Here is an 18,994-nt window from a genome sequence, read left to right as displayed (position 1 = left end):
ACACCGGAGCAAACCCCCGGATCAGGTCGAACCCGTACACCACTCCCCTGGACGCAACCCTGGCGAACACACCAAACCGGTGTCGTGTGTGGCGCACCGCTCAGCTTGCGGAGCGACAGTGGTCGCCCTGCGGGGGGAGAGAGCGACGTGCTGTCGACGCCCCCGCCGTCGGAACGGCTGGACACGCTCACCCCGGATCCCCGCCCCGAACTGGTGCTGGATCTACGTCCGGTCACGTTCACCGACTGTGCCGGGCTGGCTGTCCTGTGCTGCGCGGGCAACCGGGTGCTCGCCCAGCCAGGACGACTGCGGCGTCTGAGGTGTCACCACGAGGCGGAGGTGCCCGATGAACGTCAGGAATCCGCTGTGGCGTCGGCGGAGTGATCCACTGCGCCGGCGTGAGGACGTCGTCGAGGCCTGGACCGTCCTGGCCACTTGGGTCGTCGTGGTGGTCGGCAGCGCGTAGCCGGAGTGAGGACGGACAGTGCCGCCGAGGATGTGTTGCGCAGCAGCATGCGCACCCGCACGCGGCCCACGCCGCACTCCTGGCCGACGCACCGGGCGGCGCCGCCGCGGCTCTGACGGCGGACGGTCTGGTCCGGGCGGCCGTGCGGTGGACGGCTCCGGACGGCATCTCGCGCACCGGACAGACGCTGGTCGACGGGGGAGCCTGCGAGCCGGCTCCCGGGTGCTGGTCCGGCAGGACGACCAGAGCCGGTTGGCTCCCTCGAAGCCGACGGGTCGTGCCGAGGGCGACGTCGAGGCGAGCCTCTTCGGCGCCGCGGCCGCCCTCGCCGTCGCCGCCCCCGCATACGGGGCAGCGGCGCTCGCGCGGGCCCGGCTCGACCGGCGGCGCATGGCCCGTTGGGACCGGGAGTGGGACGCGGCGGAACCCCGTTGAGGACGCGGAGCGGGCCGACGTGGGCGAGTGCCGCCCGCGCGTGGCGTGCCGTACCGACCGCCTCGGGGCCGACCCGCCCCCGACAAGAGCCGACCGGCCCCTCCAGCTCGGAACGGCCGGCGCACAGTCTGAAGGGGCCGCAAACGTATTCCGTGCCGGTGAAAGCCGGAAGGTGAGGCGAGGTTCATGGACGAAACACTGCCCCTCGGCCGCATCGCCGGTGTCCGGATCGGCCTGCACTGGAGCGTCCTGGTCATCTTCGCCCTCATCACAGTCGCGCTGGCACACGGACGTCTCCCCGCCACCCATCCCGGTCACTCCCCCGTCGCGTACTGGGCGCTCGCGGTCCTGACCGCCGTCGTCTTCTTCGTCTCCTTGCTCGCGCACGAGCTGGCGCACGCCGTGGTCGCCCGGCGCAATGGCGTGCAGGTGGAGGGCATCACGCTGTGGATGCTGGGCGGGGCCGCCCGGCTGCGCGGCGAGGCCCCGTCGCCCGCCGCCGAGCTGCGGATCGCCGGTGTGGGACCGCTGACGAGCCTGCTGGCCGGCGCCGTGTTCGCGGGTGTCGCGGCGGGGCTGCACGCCTTGCACGCGTCCGGGCTGGTGGTCGAGGCGATCGTGTGGCTGGCCGCGATCAACGTACTGCTGGCCGTGTTCAACGCGCTGCCCGCCGCCCCGCTGGACGGCGGGCGGCTGCTGCGGGCCTACCTGTGGCACCGCACCGGTGACCCGCTGCGGGCCACCCGGGGCGCCTCTGCGGCGGGCCGGATGCTGGGCTGGTTCCTGGTGGCGAGCGGCTTCGCGGACGTACTGTTCGCCGGGGACATCGCCGGCCTGTGGCCCGCGCTGATCGGCTGGTTCCTCATCGCCGCCGCCACCGCCGAGGCCCGTCAGGCACAGCTGCGGGGCGCCCTGACCGGAGTCCCGGTCAGCCGGGTCATGACCCCGGACCCGGTCACCGTGCCCACGACGGCCGCTCTCTCCGACTTCCTGGCCGACGGTCCCTTCGGTCCCTACCGGCACTCGGCGTTCCCGGTACTGGGGGCGGACGGTTCGGTCGCCGGACTGCTCACCGTGCGGCGCATGGAGTGGACACCAGCGCAGGAGCGCGCGCATACGACCGTCCGCGACGTGATGCGCCCCCTCGACGAGGTCGTGACAGCCGCTCCGCACGAGCCCGTGGTCGACCTGGTCCCCCGCCTGCAGGAAAGCCCGCTGCACCGAGCCCTGATCCTCGACGGCGGCCGGCTCGTCGGCATCCTCACCCTCTCCGACATCACCCGCGCCCTGGCCTGGCCGGCCTCCGCCGGCCATCCCGGCCCCGACGGGCCGCGTCGGCACCTTCCGGAGCCTTCGAAGGAGGAATGATGTCCCACACGACCCTGCCCGCCGTCCCGCCCGTCCCGCTGCCGCCCGGTCGTGTGGAGGTGACCTACTCCGGGCGCCAGGCGTTCACGGTGAAGATGCGGGGCCACGCCCTCGTCATCGATCAGCCCCTCGACGCGGGTGGCGACGACGTCGGCCCCACTCCCGTCGAACTGTTCGTGGTCTCCCTGGCCGCGTGCGTCGCCCACTACGCGAGAGGCTTCCTGGAACGCCACCACCTCGACGTGGAACACCTCAGTGTGACGGCCGAGTTCACGATGGCCGACGGCCGGCCGGCCCGCGTGGCCTCCGTGGACCTGCGTGTCACGACGCCACCGGGACTGAGTGAGGCGCGCCGCGAGGGGCTGCGTGCGGTGGTCGACCACTGCACGGTCCACAACACGCTCCGGCACACACCGCGGGTCACCGTCGAGTTCGGCTGAGCATCCCTGCGGCACCGGCCGAGCGGTCCTGACGGACGTGGTCCGTCAGGACCGCTCGCCGGCGTGCGGCCGCATGCCATTGAGTCGACGCGTGAGCGCGACTCCACCGAGACGCGGCGCGCGGTGGCAGCCACAGCGTCCGTACCAGCACATCGTCGATGACCTCCGGACGCATCTCCTCGTCGGGCCGCAGCAAGGTGAGCTGCGCCAGCCCGCAGCGCTGCGGCTGTACGGAGGCCGGCTCCGGCCGACTGCCGCTCCGTCAGGTCCGTTTCGGAGATCACCCCGACGACCGTGCCGTCGTCCCCGACCACCGGAAGCCCGCTGATCCAGTGGTCCGCGAGGAGCCGGGTGACCTCCCCAGCCAACCCGCCGGTCGGGTCAGGGCAGTTCGGGTACGACAGCCACCGGGCACGCCGCGTGATGCAGCACGCCGTGGGCGACACGGCCGAGCTGGAGCCCGAAGTGTCCGGGCCGGCGCCGGGCGCCGACGACGAGCAGGTCGGCCTCGTAGGACGCGGCGATCAGGACGTCGCGGGCATGGCCCTCGACAGCGGCGCGGCGCACATCAAGGCCGGCCGGTGCGTCCCGCAGGGCTTCCTCCACCGCCTCGCCGGCCTGCCGCTCGTAGAGGTGTGCCGGCTCGCCGGCGAGCCGGGGGTACCCCCGGACGAAGTCTGGGGGAGGATGGCCGGTGGTCGCGTGCGCGGGGCGCCGCCAGGCTCGTACGGCTTCCAGGGGCACCCCGCGCAACACGGCCTCCTCGGTTGCGAACCGTACCGCGGCCGAGCCGGCGGGCTTCTCGCCCACTCCGAGGGCGACGCGGCCGCGGGTCCCGGAGCGGGCCTGGTTGTCGTAGCTGCCCCGCAGCACGATGACCGGACAGTGCGCGTGCCCGGCGACCGTGACACTGACGGAACCGAGCAACGCCTCGGCGATTCCGCTACGGCCCCGGCAGCCCAGGACCACGGCGAGGGCGGTACGGCTCTCGCGTACGAGTGCGTACTCCGGCTCCTCGGGCCGCACAGCGGTGGTGACCTTGGCGCCCGGCCGACGTCGTTCCGCCCGTTCCCGAGCGGTGCCGACGACGTCCTGGGCCATCACCTCCTCCACCGGTCTGTCGAGCTCCTGGGCGGTCAGGGCGCCTTCGTAGCGGTCCCAGAGCGAGGCGTACACCAGCCGGAGCGGCACCGCGCGCAGGGCGGCCTCGTCGGCCGCCCAGTCCACGGCGCGCAGGCTCGGCTCCGAGCCGTCCACACCCACGACGATCGGAAGATCCGTCATGGTCCTCCTCCTCGTTCCCCCTCCTCGCCGTAGGTCAGGCATGCGCGACCACGGCGACGGGCGCGACGACGTGGTGCAGAACGGCGTGGGTGACGTGACCGACATGGGCACCGAACGGACTGGTGCGTATGCGCCGACCGACCACGGCCAGGGAAGCGTCGCGGGCGGCGCTGACGAGGACCTGCGCGGCACTGCCGCAGCGGCTCGCCTCGACCACGTCGACGTCCGGGAACTTCTGCCGCCAGGGGCGCAGTGCCTCGGTCAGGACAGTCGCCTGTTCACGTGAGAGCGTGCCCGCGAGTTCCGCGTCGCCGTAGAAGCGGTAGAAGGCGGAGGGTGGCTCCGGCCAGCCGTGCACGACCCTCAGGGACGTGCCGCGGAGCGCGGCGGCCTCGAAGGCGAACTCCAGGAGCGTCTCGTTCACGTCGCCGGTGTCGACGCCGACGACGACAGGCTGGAAGGGGGTCGCTGCCGACGGGATGCCCGCGGGGTCCGTCTTGTGTTCGTCGGCGGCCTGCTCTCCGGCCCGGACCAGCACCACCGGTCGGGTGGCGTGGGCGATGACGGACAGGCTGACCGAGCCGACCATGAACCCGCCGATCCCGCCGAGGCCGCGCGAGCCCAGCACCAGCATCTCGGCGCCGTCCGCCGCCTCGACCAATGTCCGGGCAGGTTCGCCGGTGACCCGATCGGTGATCATCTCGACACCGGGGTGGCGCAGCCGAAGGCCCTCCGCGGCCTCCAGGGGAATCCTCTCCACCCAGTCCTGGCTGGTCTCGGCGCCGAGCAGGGGTGCCTGGGCCACGGGCGCGGGCGGGGGTTCGAAGACATGGAGGATCTTCAGCGGCAGGCCGCGCAGTCCGGCTTCGCGGGCCGCCCATTCGGCGGCGGCCCGGCTTTCGGGCGAGCCGTCGAGACCTACGGTGATGGTTCGGGTCATGGTCTCCACCTCCGGGACGAGGGATCCGATACCAGCGTGGTGACGCCGTGGTCGCGGGGTCAGAGGCCGCAGGTCCCTATGCGGGGCCGAACGGCCCCGGTCCCCGGTACTTCCCGCGGGCGCCCGGCGCGGGGCGGAGCGGCCCTGTCGGCGGGGCGATGGGGAGTGCAGTGTGGGAGTGTCGGGTGAGGCGTGATACCCGTTCGCCGACCGATGCCGGAGGCGGACCACGAAGGACAGCGCATGACGGAAGGCGCGGGCGGGCGAGGGACAGGGGGACGGCTCTCGACGGCCGCGCTCGGCACTCTGCTCGTGCGCCGACGATCCTGGCTGCGGCGCGATCTGCCCGCAGGGGTGACGGTCGCCGCGTATCTCGTACCACAGGTCATGGCGTACGCGGCGGTGGCGGGGCTGCCGCCGGTAGCCGGACTGTGGGCGGTCCTGCCCGCCCTCGCCCTGTACGCGCTGCTCGGCACCTCACGTCTGCTGTCGGTCGGCCCCGAGTCCACCACCGCGTTGATGACGGCCACGGTCGTGGGTCCCCTCGCTGCCGGTGACCCCGGACGCTACGCCTCGCTGGCGGCCGCTCTCGCCGTCACGGTCGGTCTGCTGTGCCTGGCTGCCAGGGCGGTTCGCCTCGGCTTCCTCGCGGACCTGCTCTCCCGCCCGGTGCTGATCGGCTATCTCGCCGGGGTCGCCGTACTCATGGCGGTCGATCAGCTGCCCCGGCTCACGGGCATGCCCGCCGGAAGTCCCGACTTCTTGCCTCAACTGAGGTCTTTCTTCACCCACTTGTCACAGATCCACCCGGCCACCGCGGCCCTGTCCGCCGCCGTCCTCGTGTTCCTCTTCGCCATGGCCCGATTCCTCCCCGCGCTGCCCGGACCGCTGCTCGCCGTGGTGCTCACGACGGCCGCCGTGGTCACGTTCGGCCTCGACACCCGGTACGGGGTCGCGGTCATCGGCGCGGTGCCCTCCGGGTTTCCGGACGTCTCCCTGCCGGATCTCGGTGAGGTGCCCCGCCTGGTGTTGCCCGCGCTCGGTGTGCTCGTGGTGGCGTACACCGACATGATCCTGACCGGGCGGGCGTTCGCGCACCGCGGCGACGCGGAAACGCGCACGCTCGATTCGGACCGGGAGTTCCTGGCCCTGGGCGCGGCCAACCTGGGCGCCGGGGTGCTCCATGGCTTCCCCGTGAGCAGCAGCGCCAGCCGTACGGCGCTCGCGGCCTCGGCGGGCGCCCGCAGCCAGGCGTACTCGCTGGTCGCGGGGGCGGTCGTGCTGGCCGTCCTGCTGTTTCTCAGGCCGCTGCTGACCCGCATGCCCGCGGCCGTGCTCGGCGCGCTCGTCGTCTACGCCGCGGCCCGCATGATCGACGTCGCGGGCTTCCGCCGGCTCGCCTCCTTCCGGCGCCGCGAACTTCTCCTCGCCCTCGGCTGCCTGGCGGGCGTGCTCGCCCTCGGCATCCTGTACGGCGTTCTCGTGGCCGTCGGGCTGTCGGTCGCCGAACTGCTCACGCGGGTGGCCCGGCCGCACGACGCGGTCGAGGGCCTGGTGCCCGGGGTGGCGGGCATGCACGACGTCGACGACTACCCGCGGGCACGGACAATCCCGGGCCTGCTGGTATACCGCTACGACTCGCCGCTGTTCTTCGCCAACGCCGACGATTTCCACCGCCGGGCGCTGGCCGCCGTCCACGAACAGACGGAACCGGTGCGCTGGTTCGTGCTCAACACCGAGGCCAACGTCGAGGTCGACATCACCGCCCTCGACGCCGTGGACGACCTGCGCCGGGAGCTGACAGGCTCCGGCATCGTGTTCGCCCTCGCCCGGGTCAAGCAGGACCTGCTGGACGACCTGGAGGCCTACGGCTTGGCGGAGTCCGTCGGCGCCGAGCGCATCTTCCCGACCCTGCCCACCGCGGTGGCGGCGTACCGGGCGTGGTGCGGCAATCGCTGACCGCCGCCCGGGTCCGGGCGGGCCGAAGCCGGACGGCCCGCCCGGAGGGCCGGGTGGCCCCTGTCCACGCCTGCCGCACTGGCACAGGCTGGTGAGGGCAGGACCGACACAGATCTCACGGAGTTCACCATGTACGGCACCCCGCACACCGTCAGCGATGTCATGACCCAGACGGTCGCCGCCATCGGCCGTCGGGCCCCCTTCAAGGAGATCGTGCAGCTGATGCAGGACTGGAAGGTGAGCGCCCTCCCGGTGATCGAGGGTGAGGGCCGGGTGGTCGGTGTGGTCTCCGAGGCCGACCTGCTGCCCAAGGAGGAGCTGAGGGACGACCCGGACGCGGCCTACCTGCAACTGCGTCAGCCGGTCGACGTGGCGAAGGCCGGGGCGGCCACCGCGGGCGACCTGATGTCCGCCCCTGCCCTCACCGTCCGGGCGAACGCCACGGTCGCCGAGGCCGCGCGGATCATGGCGCGGGGCGGGGTCAAACGCCTGCCCGTCGTCGACGAGGCCGGATTGCTCCAGGGGATCGTCAGCCGGGCCGACCTGCTCAAGGTCTTCCTGCGCGACGACGAGGACATCGCCGATGAGGTCCGGCGCGAGATCGTGTCGCATCTCTTCCCGCTGTCCTCCGCGGCCGTCCAGGTGGAGGTGCGGGACGGAGTCGTCACGCTGACCGGCCGCATCCGCGACAGCGCTCTGGTCCCGGTCGCCGCGCGCCTGGTGCGGGCCGTGGAGGGCGTGGTGGACGTGCAGTTCGACCTCGCGCACGAGACGACCATGCGGTGACTGACAACCATGGAGGGACTGAGGCCGGTCGGCCCTGGTGCAGGACCCGATCCGTGTGTTCCTTCTGGACCACCACGAAGTCGCGCGGCGCGGACTGACCGATCTGCTCGACGCCGGACCGGACATCCAGGTGGTCGGCGACGCGGACACCGCCGAGCACGCACTCACTCGCGGTCCGGCGCCACACCCGGACGTCGCCGTGCTCGACGTCCGCCTGCCGGACGGGGACGGCATCACGGTCTGCCGCGAACTGCGCGACCGGATACCCGAGGTGGCGTGTCCGATGCTGACGTCTTTCGACGACGAGGAAGCCCTGCTGGACACGATCACGGCCGGAGCGTCCGGCTACGTCCTGGAGCAGATCAAGGGCTCCGACCTCGTCTCGGCGGTACGGACCGTCGCCTCGGGGCGGTCGATGCTCGACCCCGCCACCACCGCTCGCCTCATGCAACGGGACATCCTCGTCGGCGACGGACCGACCAACCGGGAGATCGGCAAGAAGCTGTACCTGTCCGAGAAGGCCGTCAAGAACCACAACTCGCGGATGCTGTCCACGCTCGGCGTCCAGCGCCGGGTGCAGGCGGCTGTCCTCGTGTCCCACCTGGAGCCGCCGGGCGCGGCGGTGCGCGAGGACCACAAGGACCACTGAGTCTCAGACCGCGGTGAGCAGGTTCTTGATCTCGGCCACGTCGGCGATCGTCTCGACCTCGGCCACGATCCGGGATCCGGTCGCCGACGGCACCCGGCCCGCCAGCTCGACGATTCCGTCGTGCACGGTCACCTCGACGGCCTTGAAGTCACCGGGGGTGCAGACGGCTCGGATGCTGTCCTCGACCTCCGCCTGTATGGCGGCATCGTCCCTGATCAGGGCCAGAAGCAACGCGTCACGGCCCACGGCACCGACCAGCCGGTCCTGGCTGTCCGTGACCGGAATCCGCTTCAGCCTGGACAGCGCGGCGAGCCAGGCGGCCTCGGCGACGGTCGCACCGGGCAGCACCGTGATCGCGGGGCTGGTCATCAGATCGGCCGCCGTCTCGCCCTTGGACTTGCCGTACAGGCTCCGCTCCCGCAGCCTGCCCACGCGCCCCGGCCGGTGACCGGAGGCTTCGAACGCGACCTTCGCCAACAGATCCGACTCCGAGACGACACCGACCACCCGGTCGTCCGCGTCCACCACCGGTAGGGCACCGACCTGCTCACGCGCGAGCAGCCGGGCGATGTCCCGGTACGGCAGGTCGTCCCGCAGGGAGGCCGCGGGCACGTCCATGACGTCCCGCACGAGCGGCATCCCGGCGCCGGGCGCCCGGCCGGGCCGCTGCGCGGACGGTGTGCCCTGTGGCGCCGGGCGGGACGCACCGCTCTCCCGTGCCGGCGGCTGCTCCTCGGCTCCCACGTGTTTCGCCGCGGCGGCGGCCACGGCGCCCAGATAGCGGACCAGCATCTCCTGCCGTTTGTCCTCGCCGGGGCTCCAGGGGCGGGAGGGCTGGGTCAGCCGGGCCTCGGCCTGTGCGGAGAAGTGCGTGTGCTCGTTCACGGCGGCCTCCGGACTCCGTCGGGTTGCCTACCGTTCCAGTCTTCCGCTTCACCGCCGCCCGCCTAGTGCCGAACGGCCCTGGTGGGACGGCGTGGCGGCCCTACCCAGTGCGGGCCGGGACGGGGACGGTGACACTGAAGGAGCAGCCGAGAGCCGACCATCAGGAGGCTGGCCGATGAGCCTGCGGGACTTCCTGGAGCGGTTCCGTCCGACCGGTACACCGGGCGCGGCCGCCACCGGCGTACCCGCCGACCGGATGGCGGAGCGCGCCGCCGAACTGGAACCCGCCCTCGACCAGCTGACGGCCGTTCAGCAGGAGGCCGCCCGGATCCGTGCGGCGGCGGACGAGGCTGCCGGGAGGCTCCGGCGGGACGCGGCACGGGAGGCGGAGGGCATCGTGGCGGCGGCCCGGGAGCGGGCTCCGGAGCTACGACGCCAGGCCGCGGCACCCGTCCTGCGGGACGCACTCCGGGAGGCGGACGCCGTCCGCGCCGCCGGTGACCGGGCCGCCGCAGAGGTACAGGAGCGGGCACGCGAGCGCATGCCCGCTCTGGTGGACCGGGCGGTGGCCGACGCACTGCGCCTGGCGACCGGGGCGGGCGCGGCTCCATGAGCGCCGGATGGGTGGGCGGGGCGGTCCGGGCCCGGACCCTGGTCGACCGGTACCCCGGTGCCGCCGGAGCGCGGGAGTTCGCGTCCTGCGCGACCCTCGGCGAGGCGCTGCAAGCGCTGGCCGGCACACCGTACGCGAAGTACACGCGGGCCACGGCCGGACTGCCCGAGACCCAGCGGGCCGTGTCCGCGACGCTGCTGTGGCATGTGAGGGTGCTGGCGGGCTGGCTGCCGCCGGGCGGGGCCCGTCTGCTCGTTCCGCTGGTCTCGGGGTTCGAGGTGGCCAACGTGGCCGCCCGGCTGTCCGCTCCGGACACGCCGTACGCCCTCGAACCGTACCGGCTCGGGGCACTGGAGACGGCCTGGCGGCGCCTGGCTGAGGCCGGGAACCCCGCTGATCTGCGCGCCGCGCTCGCCGCCTCCCCGTGGGGCGATCCGGGCGGCGACACGCCCTGGGCCCTGGTCACCGGCATGCGGATGGCCGCCGCGCGGCGCACCGCCGTCGCCGTACCGCAGGCACAGAACTGGGCCGTCGGACGTGCGGCACTGCTGACGGCGCGTGAACTGTACGTGCATGGCCGCTCCCTGCCGGAGCCGGTGCGGCACGATGCGGCCCGGCTCCTCGGGACGCGTGCGCCGGCTGCGCCCTCGTACGAGGAGTTCCGCACCAGCCTGCCGACGCCCGCCCGGTCGCTGCTGGCGGACGTCGCGGAGCCGGACGAGCTGTGGCGGGCCGAGGCTCGCTGGTGGCGCAGGGTCCTGGACGACGGCACCGCCATGCTGCGGGCCGGCCGGTACGGACCCCGTGTGGTCGTCGGCGCGGTCGCGGTGCTGTCCGTGGACGCCTGGCGGGTGCGGGCGGCCCTGGAGTCGGCGGCCCGGGGCGGACGGCTCGGGGAGGTGTTCGATGCCCTGGACTGAGGGGTTGACACCGGTCCGGATGCGCCGGGTGGCGGTGGTCGTGCCGCAGGCGGGGCTGCGGGACGCGCTCGTGCGGATCGCCGAAGCGGGGTGTATGGAGCTGGACCGCGTGGAGGGGGCGGTTCCCGGGCCTGCGGGGCTGCGGCTGCGCCGACTGCGGGGACATGGCGAACCTGCCGGGTCGGAGGGGGGTGGTACGACCTTCCTGGCGGTGGCCGCCCCGGATCTGGACCAGCTGGAAGAGCTGCGGGATGTCGGCCTGTTGGCCGGCGAGGCCCAGCTGGAGGAGCGTGCGGAGGGCGCCGTACGGCGCGGGGACGTGGCGGCGCTCGCCGGGTGGTGCCCGGCTGCCGAGGTGCCGCGCGTCGCGGCGCGGCTGGCAGCGGCGGGCGGCTCCCTGGTGCCGCTGCGGTCCCCGCGCGGCACCGATCCCCCGACGCTGCTCCGGCCGTCCGGGCCGGTGTCGTTCACGCCGCTGGTGACGACGTACGGCACGCCGGCGTACGCGGACCTCGACCCGTCGTGGCCGGCCGGCCTCGCCTGGGTCACGATGTTCGGGATCATGTTCGGTGACGTCGGCCACGGGGCACTGCTCCTGCTCGGCGCGCTGATGCTGCGCCTCGGCCGGCCTCGGCGGCTCGCCCGGCTGCGCCGGCTATGGCCGTTCCTCGCGGGCGCCGGGCTGGCCTCGATGATCGCAGGCGCGGCCTACGGGGAGTTCTTCGGGCCGACGGGCCTGCTGCCGGTGCTCTGGCTGGCCCCGTTGGAGACCCCCGCCCGGCTGCTCGCCGCCGCAGTGCTCTTCGGGGCCGGGCTGCTGGCCCTCGCGCATGCCGCGGGCGCGGTCAACCGGGTGCGGGAGGGCGGTTGGGTGTCGGCGCTGTACGCGGCGTCCGGCTTCGCCGGGCTGCTGTTCTACCTGGGGCTCGCGCTCGCCGCAGCAGGCCTCGTGCGGCACGTGCCGGCCGCTGCCGCGGGCGGGGCCGCCGGCGCGGTCGCCGGGCTGGCACTGGCGGCGTCCGGCCTGTTCCAGGCCACCGCGGGCGGCGGCGCGGGCCTGGCCGAGACGGCCGTAGGGATCTTCGACGTCGTCGTGCGCACGAGCACCAACACCCTCTCCTTCGCCCGGCTCGCGGCCTTCGGTCTCACCCACGCGGCCCTCGCCGACCTGGTGTGGCGCGGCACCACGGGCCTGTCCGGGCGTGGGGCCGCCGGGGTGGCCGGCGCCGTGCTGCTGTTCACCGTGGGGACGACCCTCTCCTTCGGCCTGGAGGCCCTGGTGGCCGGCGTGCAGGCCCTGCGACTGGAGTTCTACGAACTCTTCTCACGGCTTTTCGAGACGGAAGGCCGTCCGTTCCGTCCCTGGCACGTTCCGCCGGCGGAACCTGCCGACGCGCTCCTACGAAGGTGATCCCATGCTCACCTGGCTGATCGTCCTGCCGGTCCTCGTGGCGGTGCTCGGTGCCGTACGGATGCTGCGGCGGCGCCGGACCCGACACGCGTTCCGCTGGCTGCTGGCGACGAACCTCGCCCTGCTGGCGGGCGCGAGCGTCGTCCTGGCCACGGCCCTCGCCGGCCCCGCACAGGCCTCGGCCCAGACCGCGGCCTCGGGCAGCGTCAATGGATCCGCCCTGATCGGGGCGGCCATCGCGGTGGCCGGATCCTCGATCGGCGCCGCCATCGCGGTCGCCTACACGGGAGCCGCCGCGCTCGCCGCGCTGAGCGAACGCCCGGAGATGTTCGGCCGGGCCATGGTGATCGTCGGCCTGGCCGAGGGAATCGCCGTGTACGGGCTGGTGGTCGCGATCCTGCTGATCGGGAAGGCATGACGGTGGGCACCGTGGCCGCCATCGGCGCGCGGACGAGCGTGAGCGGGCTGGCTCTGGCCGGGGTCGACGTACTGGTCGCGGAGGATCCGGACGCCGTGCGCCGGGCCTGGCAGGACCTTCCCGGCACCGTAACCCTGGTGATCCTGACGGCGTCGGCCGCCGAATCGCTGGGTGCCACCGTGACGGAGCCGGACTCGCCACGGCCGCTGACGGTGGTGATGCCCCGATGACGGCACCGGCCGACGCCCTGGACCCCGTACGCGCCGAACTGCTGCGCGCGGCCCGGGCCGAGGCCGAGGCCGTCCTGGGCCGGGCGCGGGCCGACGCGGACGAGACCGTGCGCCTCGCGCGCGGCACCGCGGAGAAGGTGCTCGCGCAGGCCCGGGACCTCGGCGCGGCGGACGGACGCGCAGCTGCCACCCGGGAACGGGTGCGCGCGGCCGCGGACGCCTGGGCCCGGGAACTCGCCGCCCGTGCCGAGGTCTTCGCCGATCTACGGGTCAAGACGCGCTGCGGTGTGCGGCAGGCGCTGGTCGACGGTGCGCTCCCGTCCGCCCGTTTCGCGGAGACGGCTCGCGCCCTGCTCGGCGCGGACGCGCGCATCACGGCCGTACAGGGCGGCGGAGTGACCGCCGAGGCGCCCGGGCGCCGACTCGACCTGTCCGCGGACACCCTCGCCGACCGCGCCCTGGCTCGGATGGGCGTGCGGATCGAGAGCCTCTGGGAGCGGCCGTGACTCTCCCCGGGGCCCCCGCCGCGTTCCCGCAGGTCCTGCGGGTCGCCGGGCCGTTGGTGGAGATGGAGTGTCCTGCCGCCGTGGCCATGCACGACCTCGTACTGCTCGGAGCCGATCGGCTGCCGGGCGAAGTGGTGGCCGTCCACGGCGATACGGCCACCGTCCAGGCCTACGCGTACACGGGCGGTCTGGCGCCGGGGCACCCCGTCGAACCGCAGGGCCGGCCGTTGTCGGTGCTGTTGGGGCCCGCACTGCTCGGAAGCGTCTTCGACGGCCTGCTGCGCCCCCTGTCGGGCGCCGGTGACCTGCTCCTGACCGGCGGCCCGGACCGCGCGCCGGACGTGCGCACCTGGCCGTTCACACCTCGCGTGGCCGAGGGGACGCGGATGACCGCCGGTGACGTTCTCGGCGAGATCGCGGCGACGGTGCCCCTGCGGCTGCTCGTGCCGCCCGGCCGTTCCGGCGTCGTGACCGCCGTCTCGGCGGCGGGTGGGTACCCCGCTGACGCGGTGCTCGCCGTAGTGGACGGGCACGAGGTGTGCATGACCCAGAGCTGGCCGGTGCGCAAGCCGCGTCCAGTCGCCGAGCGGCTGCCCGCCGACCTGCCGCTGCACACCGGGCAGCGAGCTGTCGACCTGCTCTTCCCGGTGGCCCGCGGCAGCACGGTCGCCGTTCCCGGCGGCTTCGGCACCGGCAAGACCATGCTGCTGCAGCAGATCGCGAAGTGGTGCGACGCCGACGTGATCGTGTACGTCGGCTGCGGCGAGCGGGGCAACGAAATGGCGGACGTCATCGAGGAGTTGGCGGAACTGGTCGACCCGCGCACCGGCGGGCGACTGTCGGAGCGCACGGTGACGATCGCGAACACCTCCAACATGCCCATGATGGCCCGCGAGGCGAGCGTGCACACGGGGGCGACCGTCGCCGAGTACTTCCGTGACATGGGCCTCGACGTCGTCGTCATCGCCGACTCGACCTCCCGGTGGGCGGAGGCACTGCGCGAGTTCGCCTCCCGCATGGGCGAACTCCCCGCTGAGGAGGGCTATCCGGCGGGGCTCGCCTCCCAACTGGCCGCGTTCTACGAGCGGGCAGCGGCGGTGCGCACCCTGGGCGGTGCGACCGGGTCCGTGACCGTGATCGGTGCCGTGTCCCCACCGGGCGGAGACCGCACCGAGCCGGTCACCGCGCACACCGAACGGTTCGTGCGATGCCTGTGGAGCCTGGACCGCGACCTCGCCTACGCACGCCACTACCCGGCCGTCTCCTGGGCGGACTCCTTCTCCCGGGACGCCGGCGTGCTGGCCACCGCTCACGCGCGCTCCGGTGACCCGGACTGGGCGGGCAGACGGGGACGCGTGGCGCGGCTGCTGGCCGAGGCCGACCGGCTGGCCGATCTGGTCGAGCTGGTCGGCATCACCGCCCTGCCGCCGCGCGAGCGGATCAGCGTCCTCGCCGGGCGGCTGCTGCGCGAGGCCGTGATCCAGCAGAGCGCCCTGTCGCCGAAGGACGCCTACAGCGCTCCCGCGAAGACGGCGGTGCTCCTGGAGGCGGCCCTGACGGTGATCGACCGCTGCCTGGACCTGGTGGAATCCGGTACGGGAGCGGACGCCGTCGAGGCCGTCGACTTCACCCCGCTGCTGCGGGCCCGCGAGAGCGCCGGCCCGGCCGAGACCGCTCCGGTGACGGCGGCCCGCGACACCGTGCTGGGACGACTGGCGGAGGCGGCGACGGCATGAGCGGGTTCGCGGACGTCGAGTACACGGGGGTGCGGGAACTGCGCGGCCCGCTCGTCGTCGTGGAAGGCGTGTGCGGGGTCGGCTGGGACGAGTTCGCCACGATCGCCCTCGACTCGGGTGAACGACGCCACGGGCTGGTCCTGGAGGTGGACCGGGACCTCGCCGTGGTGCAGGTCCTGGAGGACACCGCCGGCATGGACCGCACCGGCACCCGCATCGCCTTCTCGGGCACGCCGCTGCGGATCCCGGTGGGCGCCGGCTGGCTGGGCCGGGTGTGCAACGGGCGGGGCGAACCGGCCGACGGCGGGCCGCCGGTACTGGGCGCGACGGATACGGCGGTGGCCGGCGCGCCGATCAACCCGGTGCGCCGGGAACCGCCGAACGAGCCGGTGCTGACCGGCGTGTCCGCCGTGGACGTGCTGACCACCCTGGTGCGCGGCCAGAAGCTGCCGGTGTTCTCCGCGGCCGGGTTGCCGCACCTGGAACTGGCGGTACAGATCGCGGCCCAGGCGACCTGCGGAGGCGAGGCGTTCGCCGTCGTCTTCGCCGGCATGGGACTCACCCACGCCGACGCATCGTTCGTCCGTGCGGGACTCGCGGAGCGCTCGGCGGCACGGGAACTGGTCCTGCTGCTCAACACGGCCGACGACCCGGTCATCGAGCGGCTGCTCACCCCGCGTATCGCCCTGACGGTCGCCGAGGACCTGGCGTTCACGGAGGGCCGGCACGTCCTCGTGGTGATGACGGACATGACGGCCTACTCCGAGGCACTGCGCGAGGTGTCCGCAGCGCGCGGCGAAATCCCCGCCCGTCGTGCCTACCCCGGCTACCTGTACAGCGACCTCGCGTCCCTCTACGAGCGGTGCGGCAGAATCAGGGGCCGGCCGGGTTCGGTGACCGTCCTTCCGGTCCTCACCATGCCGGCGGGCGACATCACCCACCCCGTCCCCGATCTCACCGGCTACATCACAGAGGGTCAGATCGTGCTGTCCGCCGAGGTGTACGCAGTCGGCACGTATCCGCCCATCGACCCGCTGGCCTCACTGTCGCGCCTGATGCGCAAGGGGGCCGGGGCGGGCCGGACCCGGGCCGATCATCCGGACGTCGCCGCGCAGCTGATCGCCGCACTCGCCCGGTCCCGTCAGGTACGGGAGCTGGCGGACCTGATCGGCCGGTCGGCCCTCAGCCCGACCGACCTGCGCCATCTCGACCTGGAGGACGCCTTCCGGCAGCGGTTCCTCACCCAGGCCACGGACGAGAACCGCCCGCTGGACGACTCCTTGGACCGGGCCTGGGACGTGCTGCTGACGCTGCCGCGCAGTCAGCTGGGCATGCTCCCGGCCGACCTGCTCGACGCCCGCCAGGCCGGCGCGCAGAAGCCGGGTGAAGCACCGTGACCGGCCGCGGAAGCCGAGTACCGGCAGGCCGAGCCGGACGGCTGAGACTGCGCCGCAACCTCGCCACCGCGCTCCGCGGAGCGGATCTGCTGGAACGCAAGCTCCGGCTGCTGACGGACCGGGAGCGCGTGGCACGCCGTACGGCGGAGGAAGCCGGCCGGGTATGGCGGGAGCGGCTCGCCGAGGCGGACAGCTGGCTGGTGCGCGGTGTCCTGCTGGGCGGTGAGGAGGCGCTGGCTGAGGCGGCGCAGGCGGACCGGGCCCGTATCGACATCGAGTGGGCCATGCTGATGGGCGTACGGCATCCTGCGACCGTGTCCTGGACGGACCCCGTCCGCTCACCCGATGAACGGACGCCGCCGAACACCGCGCTGGCGCATGCCGAGACGGCGTACCGCGCGGCGGTCCGCGCCGCCGCGACGTACGCCGCTCACGAGACCGCGGCGGAGTTGCTCGCCGCCGAGGCCGTACGCACCCGGCACCGGGTCCGTGCCCTGCGCCGGCGCTGGATCCCCCGGCTGCAGGGGGAGCTTCAGGCGGTGGAACTCGCGCTGGAGGAGGGCGAGCACGAGGAGGCGGTCCGGCGCCGTTGGGCCGCTGCGCGCGGCGCCCGGTGACCGCGGCGGGAGACCGGCGGACGACGGCGGGCCCGCTCGGGGCCCGCCGATCAGAGGCGTCCTCGTCAGCTGCCGTGGTGGATCTCCACGTGCTTGGCCTCCGCCTTCTGGGCGCCCAGACCCACGCTGACGGTCAGCATGCCATCGGCGTAGTCGGCCTTGACGTCGTCCTCGTCGGCGCCGGGCGGCAGCGTCACGCTGCGGCTCATCTCGCCGTACCGGATCTCGCTGTGGCTCTTGGCCACCTCCCGCTCGGTGCGTTCGGCCTGCACCGTCAGCACCCCGTCGCCGATCACGACGTCGATGTCCTCGGCGGACATGCCCGGAAGCTCGGCGCGCATGACGTAGCGGTCGTCCTGCATGTAGTCCTCGATACGGACCGCAGGCATGGTCAGCCTGCTGGGAAACGTCTCGAACCAGTCCGGGATCTCCGGGAACGGGAACCTCTGCCTGCGTATCAGTGTGGCCATCGCCATACCTCCTCGGTTGTCGTCGTCTGACGACACCTCCAGTGCAGCGCGCCGGCTCCTCCGTTGCTGAGGCCGAACGGCCCATCGCCAGGTCCTCGAAGTCCCTTCTTTTGCCCTATGCGTTGGCGATCAGACCGGTGACGAGGAAAGCACCACACTCGGCGGCGATCTCCATGTCCGACGTCACCACCACCGCTCTCTACGAAGTGACGATGGCGCTGTCCTGCGTCCGCGAGGACATGCACGCGCCGGCCACCCTCAGCCTCTTCGTGCGCGACCTCCCGCCCGGCCGGGGCTTCCTGGTCACCGCGAGCTTGGAGCTTGCCCCGGACTTCCTCGCCCGGTGCAGGACCTGATGCCGCTTCTCGGCCTCTCCTTCGAGGGTGAGGTGCGGGCGGTTCCGGAAGGCCGTGTGGTGTTCGCCGGGGAGCCTCTGCTGGAGGTGACCGCGCCACTGTCGCAGGCCCAGCTCGTCGAGACGCACCTGCTGAACCAGCTCTGCCATCAGACGGTGGTGGCGTCCAAGGCGGCACGCTGCGTGCTGGCCGCGGCCGGGCGGCCGATGGTGGACTTCTCGCTGCGCCGCACGCACGGTCCGCGGGCGGGGCCGCAGGCCGCCCGGCTGGGCGCGCTCATGGGATTCGCGGGCACGAGCAATGTCGCCGCCGTCTCCCTGGGCATCCCGGCCTCGGGCACCATGGCCCACTCCCACATCGAGGCCTTTCCGAGCGAGGGGGCGGTCTTCCGCGCCTTCGCGCTGAGCCATCCCGGCCCGGTGACCTTCCTCGTCGACACCTACGACACCGAGGACGGCGTGCGCATCGCCGCCCGGGTGCTGACCGATCTCGGACTCGGCCCCGGCTGCGCGATCCGTCTGGACAGCGGCGACCTCGAAGCGCTCGCACGGCGGGCGCGCGCCCTGCTGGACAGCGCAGGGCCGGCCGCGGACGCCCCGTATCTGGACGCCGCGTACAAGCTCGTCGAGTACGCCGGCCGTCCTGTCAGGAAACTGTCCTCGGCGAAAATCACGGCCCCCGGCCGCAAGCAGGTCTTCCGCCGCGCCGGACTTCCCGACGCCATCGCTCCGGCGCAGAAGGACCCGCCGGACTCCGCGCAGCCGCTGCTGCGCACCGTCATGCGGGACGGGCGCCGGACCGGGCCGCCGGACCACTGGCAGGACGCCCGCGAGCGATTCCGCGAGGACATCGCCGCACTGCCCGATTCGACACGCCTGATCGAGGACCCCGAGCCGGTCCCGAGGTCCGGTCCCCGGCGCTGGAGCAGATGACCGCGAGGGTGCCGCTCCGGCATCGAAGCCCGGCTGCGTCAGCCTGCCGCCGTTCTCTCTCCCCCCCCCGTTATGTTTTCCGCGGTCTCGGGCCGCCCGTCGTGACGGTCCCGGTGCCGCGCCGGGGCCGACGGGGCCGCCGTGGGGACCAATGGCCCCTGTCGGGCCGGTCGCAG

At 73.5% G+C, this 18,994-nt stretch carries 22 protein-coding genes and 1 pseudogene; 19 read left to right on the top strand and 4 right to left on the bottom strand.

Annotation, left to right across the window (positions count from 1 at the left end; genetic code table 11):
• Positions 1 to 147: 147 nt before the first annotated feature.
• From IE277_RS39600 to IE277_RS39585, 5 genes and pseudogenes are all read left to right on the top strand, one after another.
• On the top strand, positions 148 to 384 hold the full coding sequence (locus IE277_RS39600) for an STAS domain-containing protein (RefSeq protein WP_189958573.1): 237 nt from the start codon (positions 148 to 150) through the stop codon (positions 382 to 384).
• Positions 381 to 611, top strand: a pseudogene (locus IE277_RS50275) (hypothetical protein); the annotation flags it as partial. The gene IE277_RS39600 and the pseudogene IE277_RS50275, both read left to right, overlap by 4 nt.
• 107 nt (positions 612 to 718) lie before the next feature.
• The gene (locus tag IE277_RS48120) at positions 719 to 901 is read left to right on the top strand and encodes a hypothetical protein (RefSeq protein WP_229882308.1); all 183 of its coding nucleotides are present in this window, start codon (positions 719 to 721) and stop codon (positions 899 to 901) included.
• Positions 902 to 1,087: 186 nt separating this feature from the next.
• Entirely contained in the window at positions 1,088 to 2,269 is a 1,182-nt protein-coding gene (locus IE277_RS39590; protein WP_189958572.1) for a site-2 protease family protein, read from the top strand.
• Positions 2,266 to 2,709, top strand: coding sequence for an OsmC family protein (locus IE277_RS39585; RefSeq protein ID WP_189958571.1), 444 nt, complete (start codon positions 2,266 to 2,268; stop codon positions 2,707 to 2,709). The genes IE277_RS39590 and IE277_RS39585 overlap by 4 nt, the downstream gene beginning before the upstream one ends.
• 381 nt (positions 2,710 to 3,090) lie before the next feature.
• On the opposite strand, the gene IE277_RS39575 is transcribed toward IE277_RS39585, so the two are convergent.
• Complete coding sequence (locus IE277_RS39575; protein WP_189958570.1) at positions 3,091 to 3,993, bottom strand: universal stress protein; 903 nt, start codon at positions 3,991 to 3,993, stop codon at positions 3,091 to 3,093.
• Positions 3,994 to 4,027: 34 nt separating this feature from the next.
• Positions 4,028 to 4,933 carry a universal stress protein gene (locus IE277_RS39570; protein WP_189958569.1) on the bottom strand — a complete coding sequence of 302 codons (906 nt, stop codon included), beginning with the start codon at positions 4,931 to 4,933 and terminating at the stop codon, positions 4,028 to 4,030.
• 243 nt (positions 4,934 to 5,176) lie between these two features.
• Between IE277_RS39570 and IE277_RS39565 the strand changes: the two genes are divergently transcribed.
• The 3 genes from IE277_RS39565 (at position 5,177) to IE277_RS39555 (ending at position 8,327) form a co-directional block, all read left to right on the top strand.
• On the top strand, positions 5,177 to 6,892 hold the full coding sequence (locus tag IE277_RS39565) for a SulP family inorganic anion transporter (protein WP_189958568.1): 1,716 nt from the start codon (positions 5,177 to 5,179) through the stop codon (positions 6,890 to 6,892).
• Between the two features lie 129 nt (positions 6,893 to 7,021).
• The gene (locus IE277_RS39560; protein ID WP_189958567.1) at positions 7,022 to 7,678 is read left to right on the top strand and encodes a CBS domain-containing protein; all 657 of its coding nucleotides are present in this window, start codon (positions 7,022 to 7,024) and stop codon (positions 7,676 to 7,678) included.
• Positions 7,679 to 7,733: 55 nt separating this feature from the next.
• Entirely contained in the window at positions 7,734 to 8,327 is a 594-nt protein-coding gene (locus tag IE277_RS39555) for a response regulator (protein ID WP_444544855.1), read from the top strand.
• Positions 8,328 to 8,330: 3 nt separating this feature from the next.
• On the opposite strand, the gene IE277_RS39550 is transcribed toward IE277_RS39555, so the two are convergent.
• On the bottom strand, positions 8,331 to 9,212 hold the full coding sequence (locus tag IE277_RS39550) for a CBS domain-containing protein (RefSeq protein WP_189958565.1): 882 nt from the start codon (positions 9,210 to 9,212) through the stop codon (positions 8,331 to 8,333).
• 175 nt (positions 9,213 to 9,387) lie between these two features.
• Here IE277_RS39550 and IE277_RS39545 point away from each other — a divergent pair, with 175 nt between their 5' ends.
• The 9 genes from IE277_RS39545 to IE277_RS39505 are packed head-to-tail and all read left to right on the top strand — an operon-like array spanning position 9,388 to position 17,060.
• The gene (locus IE277_RS39545; RefSeq protein WP_229882307.1) at positions 9,388 to 9,825 is read left to right on the top strand and encodes a hypothetical protein; all 438 of its coding nucleotides are present in this window, start codon (positions 9,388 to 9,390) and stop codon (positions 9,823 to 9,825) included.
• The gene (locus tag IE277_RS39540; RefSeq protein ID WP_189958564.1) at positions 9,822 to 10,745 is read left to right on the top strand and encodes a hypothetical protein; all 924 of its coding nucleotides are present in this window, start codon (positions 9,822 to 9,824) and stop codon (positions 10,743 to 10,745) included. Before IE277_RS39545 ends, IE277_RS39540 begins: the two co-directional genes overlap by 4 nt.
• Positions 10,732 to 12,156, top strand: a complete 1,425-nt coding sequence (locus IE277_RS39535) for a V-type ATPase 116kDa subunit family protein (protein WP_189958563.1) — start codon at positions 10,732 to 10,734, stop codon at positions 12,154 to 12,156. Before IE277_RS39540 ends, IE277_RS39535 begins: the two co-directional genes overlap by 14 nt.
• A 4-nt stretch (positions 12,157 to 12,160) precedes the next feature.
• Positions 12,161 to 12,574, top strand: coding sequence for an ATP synthase subunit C (locus IE277_RS39530; RefSeq protein WP_189958562.1), 414 nt, complete (start codon positions 12,161 to 12,163; stop codon positions 12,572 to 12,574).
• A complete protein-coding gene (locus IE277_RS39525; protein WP_189958561.1) occupies positions 12,571 to 12,804 on the top strand; it encodes a V-type ATP synthase subunit F in 234 nt (77 codons plus the stop codon). Before IE277_RS39530 ends, IE277_RS39525 begins: the two co-directional genes overlap by 4 nt.
• Positions 12,801 to 13,310 carry a hypothetical protein gene (locus IE277_RS39520; protein ID WP_189958583.1) on the top strand — a complete coding sequence of 170 codons (510 nt, stop codon included), beginning with the start codon at positions 12,801 to 12,803 and terminating at the stop codon, positions 13,308 to 13,310. Before IE277_RS39525 ends, IE277_RS39520 begins: the two co-directional genes overlap by 4 nt.
• Complete coding sequence (locus IE277_RS39515; RefSeq protein WP_229882306.1) at positions 13,307 to 15,046, top strand: V-type ATP synthase subunit A; 1,740 nt, start codon at positions 13,307 to 13,309, stop codon at positions 15,044 to 15,046. Before IE277_RS39520 ends, IE277_RS39515 begins: the two co-directional genes overlap by 4 nt.
• A complete protein-coding gene (locus IE277_RS39510; RefSeq protein WP_189958560.1) occupies positions 15,043 to 16,443 on the top strand; it encodes a V-type ATP synthase subunit B in 1,401 nt (466 codons plus the stop codon). The genes IE277_RS39515 and IE277_RS39510 overlap by 4 nt, the downstream gene beginning before the upstream one ends.
• Positions 16,440 to 17,060, top strand: a complete 621-nt coding sequence (locus tag IE277_RS39505) for a V-type ATP synthase subunit D (protein ID WP_229882305.1) — start codon at positions 16,440 to 16,442, stop codon at positions 17,058 to 17,060. The genes IE277_RS39510 and IE277_RS39505 overlap by 4 nt, the downstream gene beginning before the upstream one ends.
• Positions 17,061 to 17,125: 65 nt before the next feature.
• Here IE277_RS39505 and IE277_RS39500 read toward each other — a convergent pair whose 3' ends face one another.
• A complete protein-coding gene (locus tag IE277_RS39500) occupies positions 17,126 to 17,530 on the bottom strand; it encodes an Hsp20/alpha crystallin family protein (protein WP_189958559.1) in 405 nt (134 codons plus the stop codon).
• A gap of 173 nt (positions 17,531 to 17,703) precedes the next feature.
• Between IE277_RS39500 and IE277_RS49855 the strand changes: the two genes are divergently transcribed.
• Complete coding sequence (locus IE277_RS49855; protein WP_373310983.1) at positions 17,704 to 17,886, top strand: hypothetical protein; 183 nt, start codon at positions 17,704 to 17,706, stop codon at positions 17,884 to 17,886.
• Complete coding sequence (locus IE277_RS39495) at positions 17,886 to 18,818, top strand: beta/alpha barrel domain-containing protein (RefSeq protein ID WP_373310982.1); 933 nt, start codon at positions 17,886 to 17,888, stop codon at positions 18,816 to 18,818. Before IE277_RS49855 ends, IE277_RS39495 begins: the two co-directional genes overlap by 1 nt.
• Positions 18,819 to 18,994: the final 176 nt, after the last annotated feature.

This window comes from Streptomyces alanosinicus (assembly GCF_014650595.1).
GTDB lineage: Bacteria > Actinomycetota > Actinomycetes > Streptomycetales > Streptomycetaceae > Streptomyces > Streptomyces alanosinicus.
This window is presented reverse-complemented; position numbering and strand designations above follow the sequence as displayed.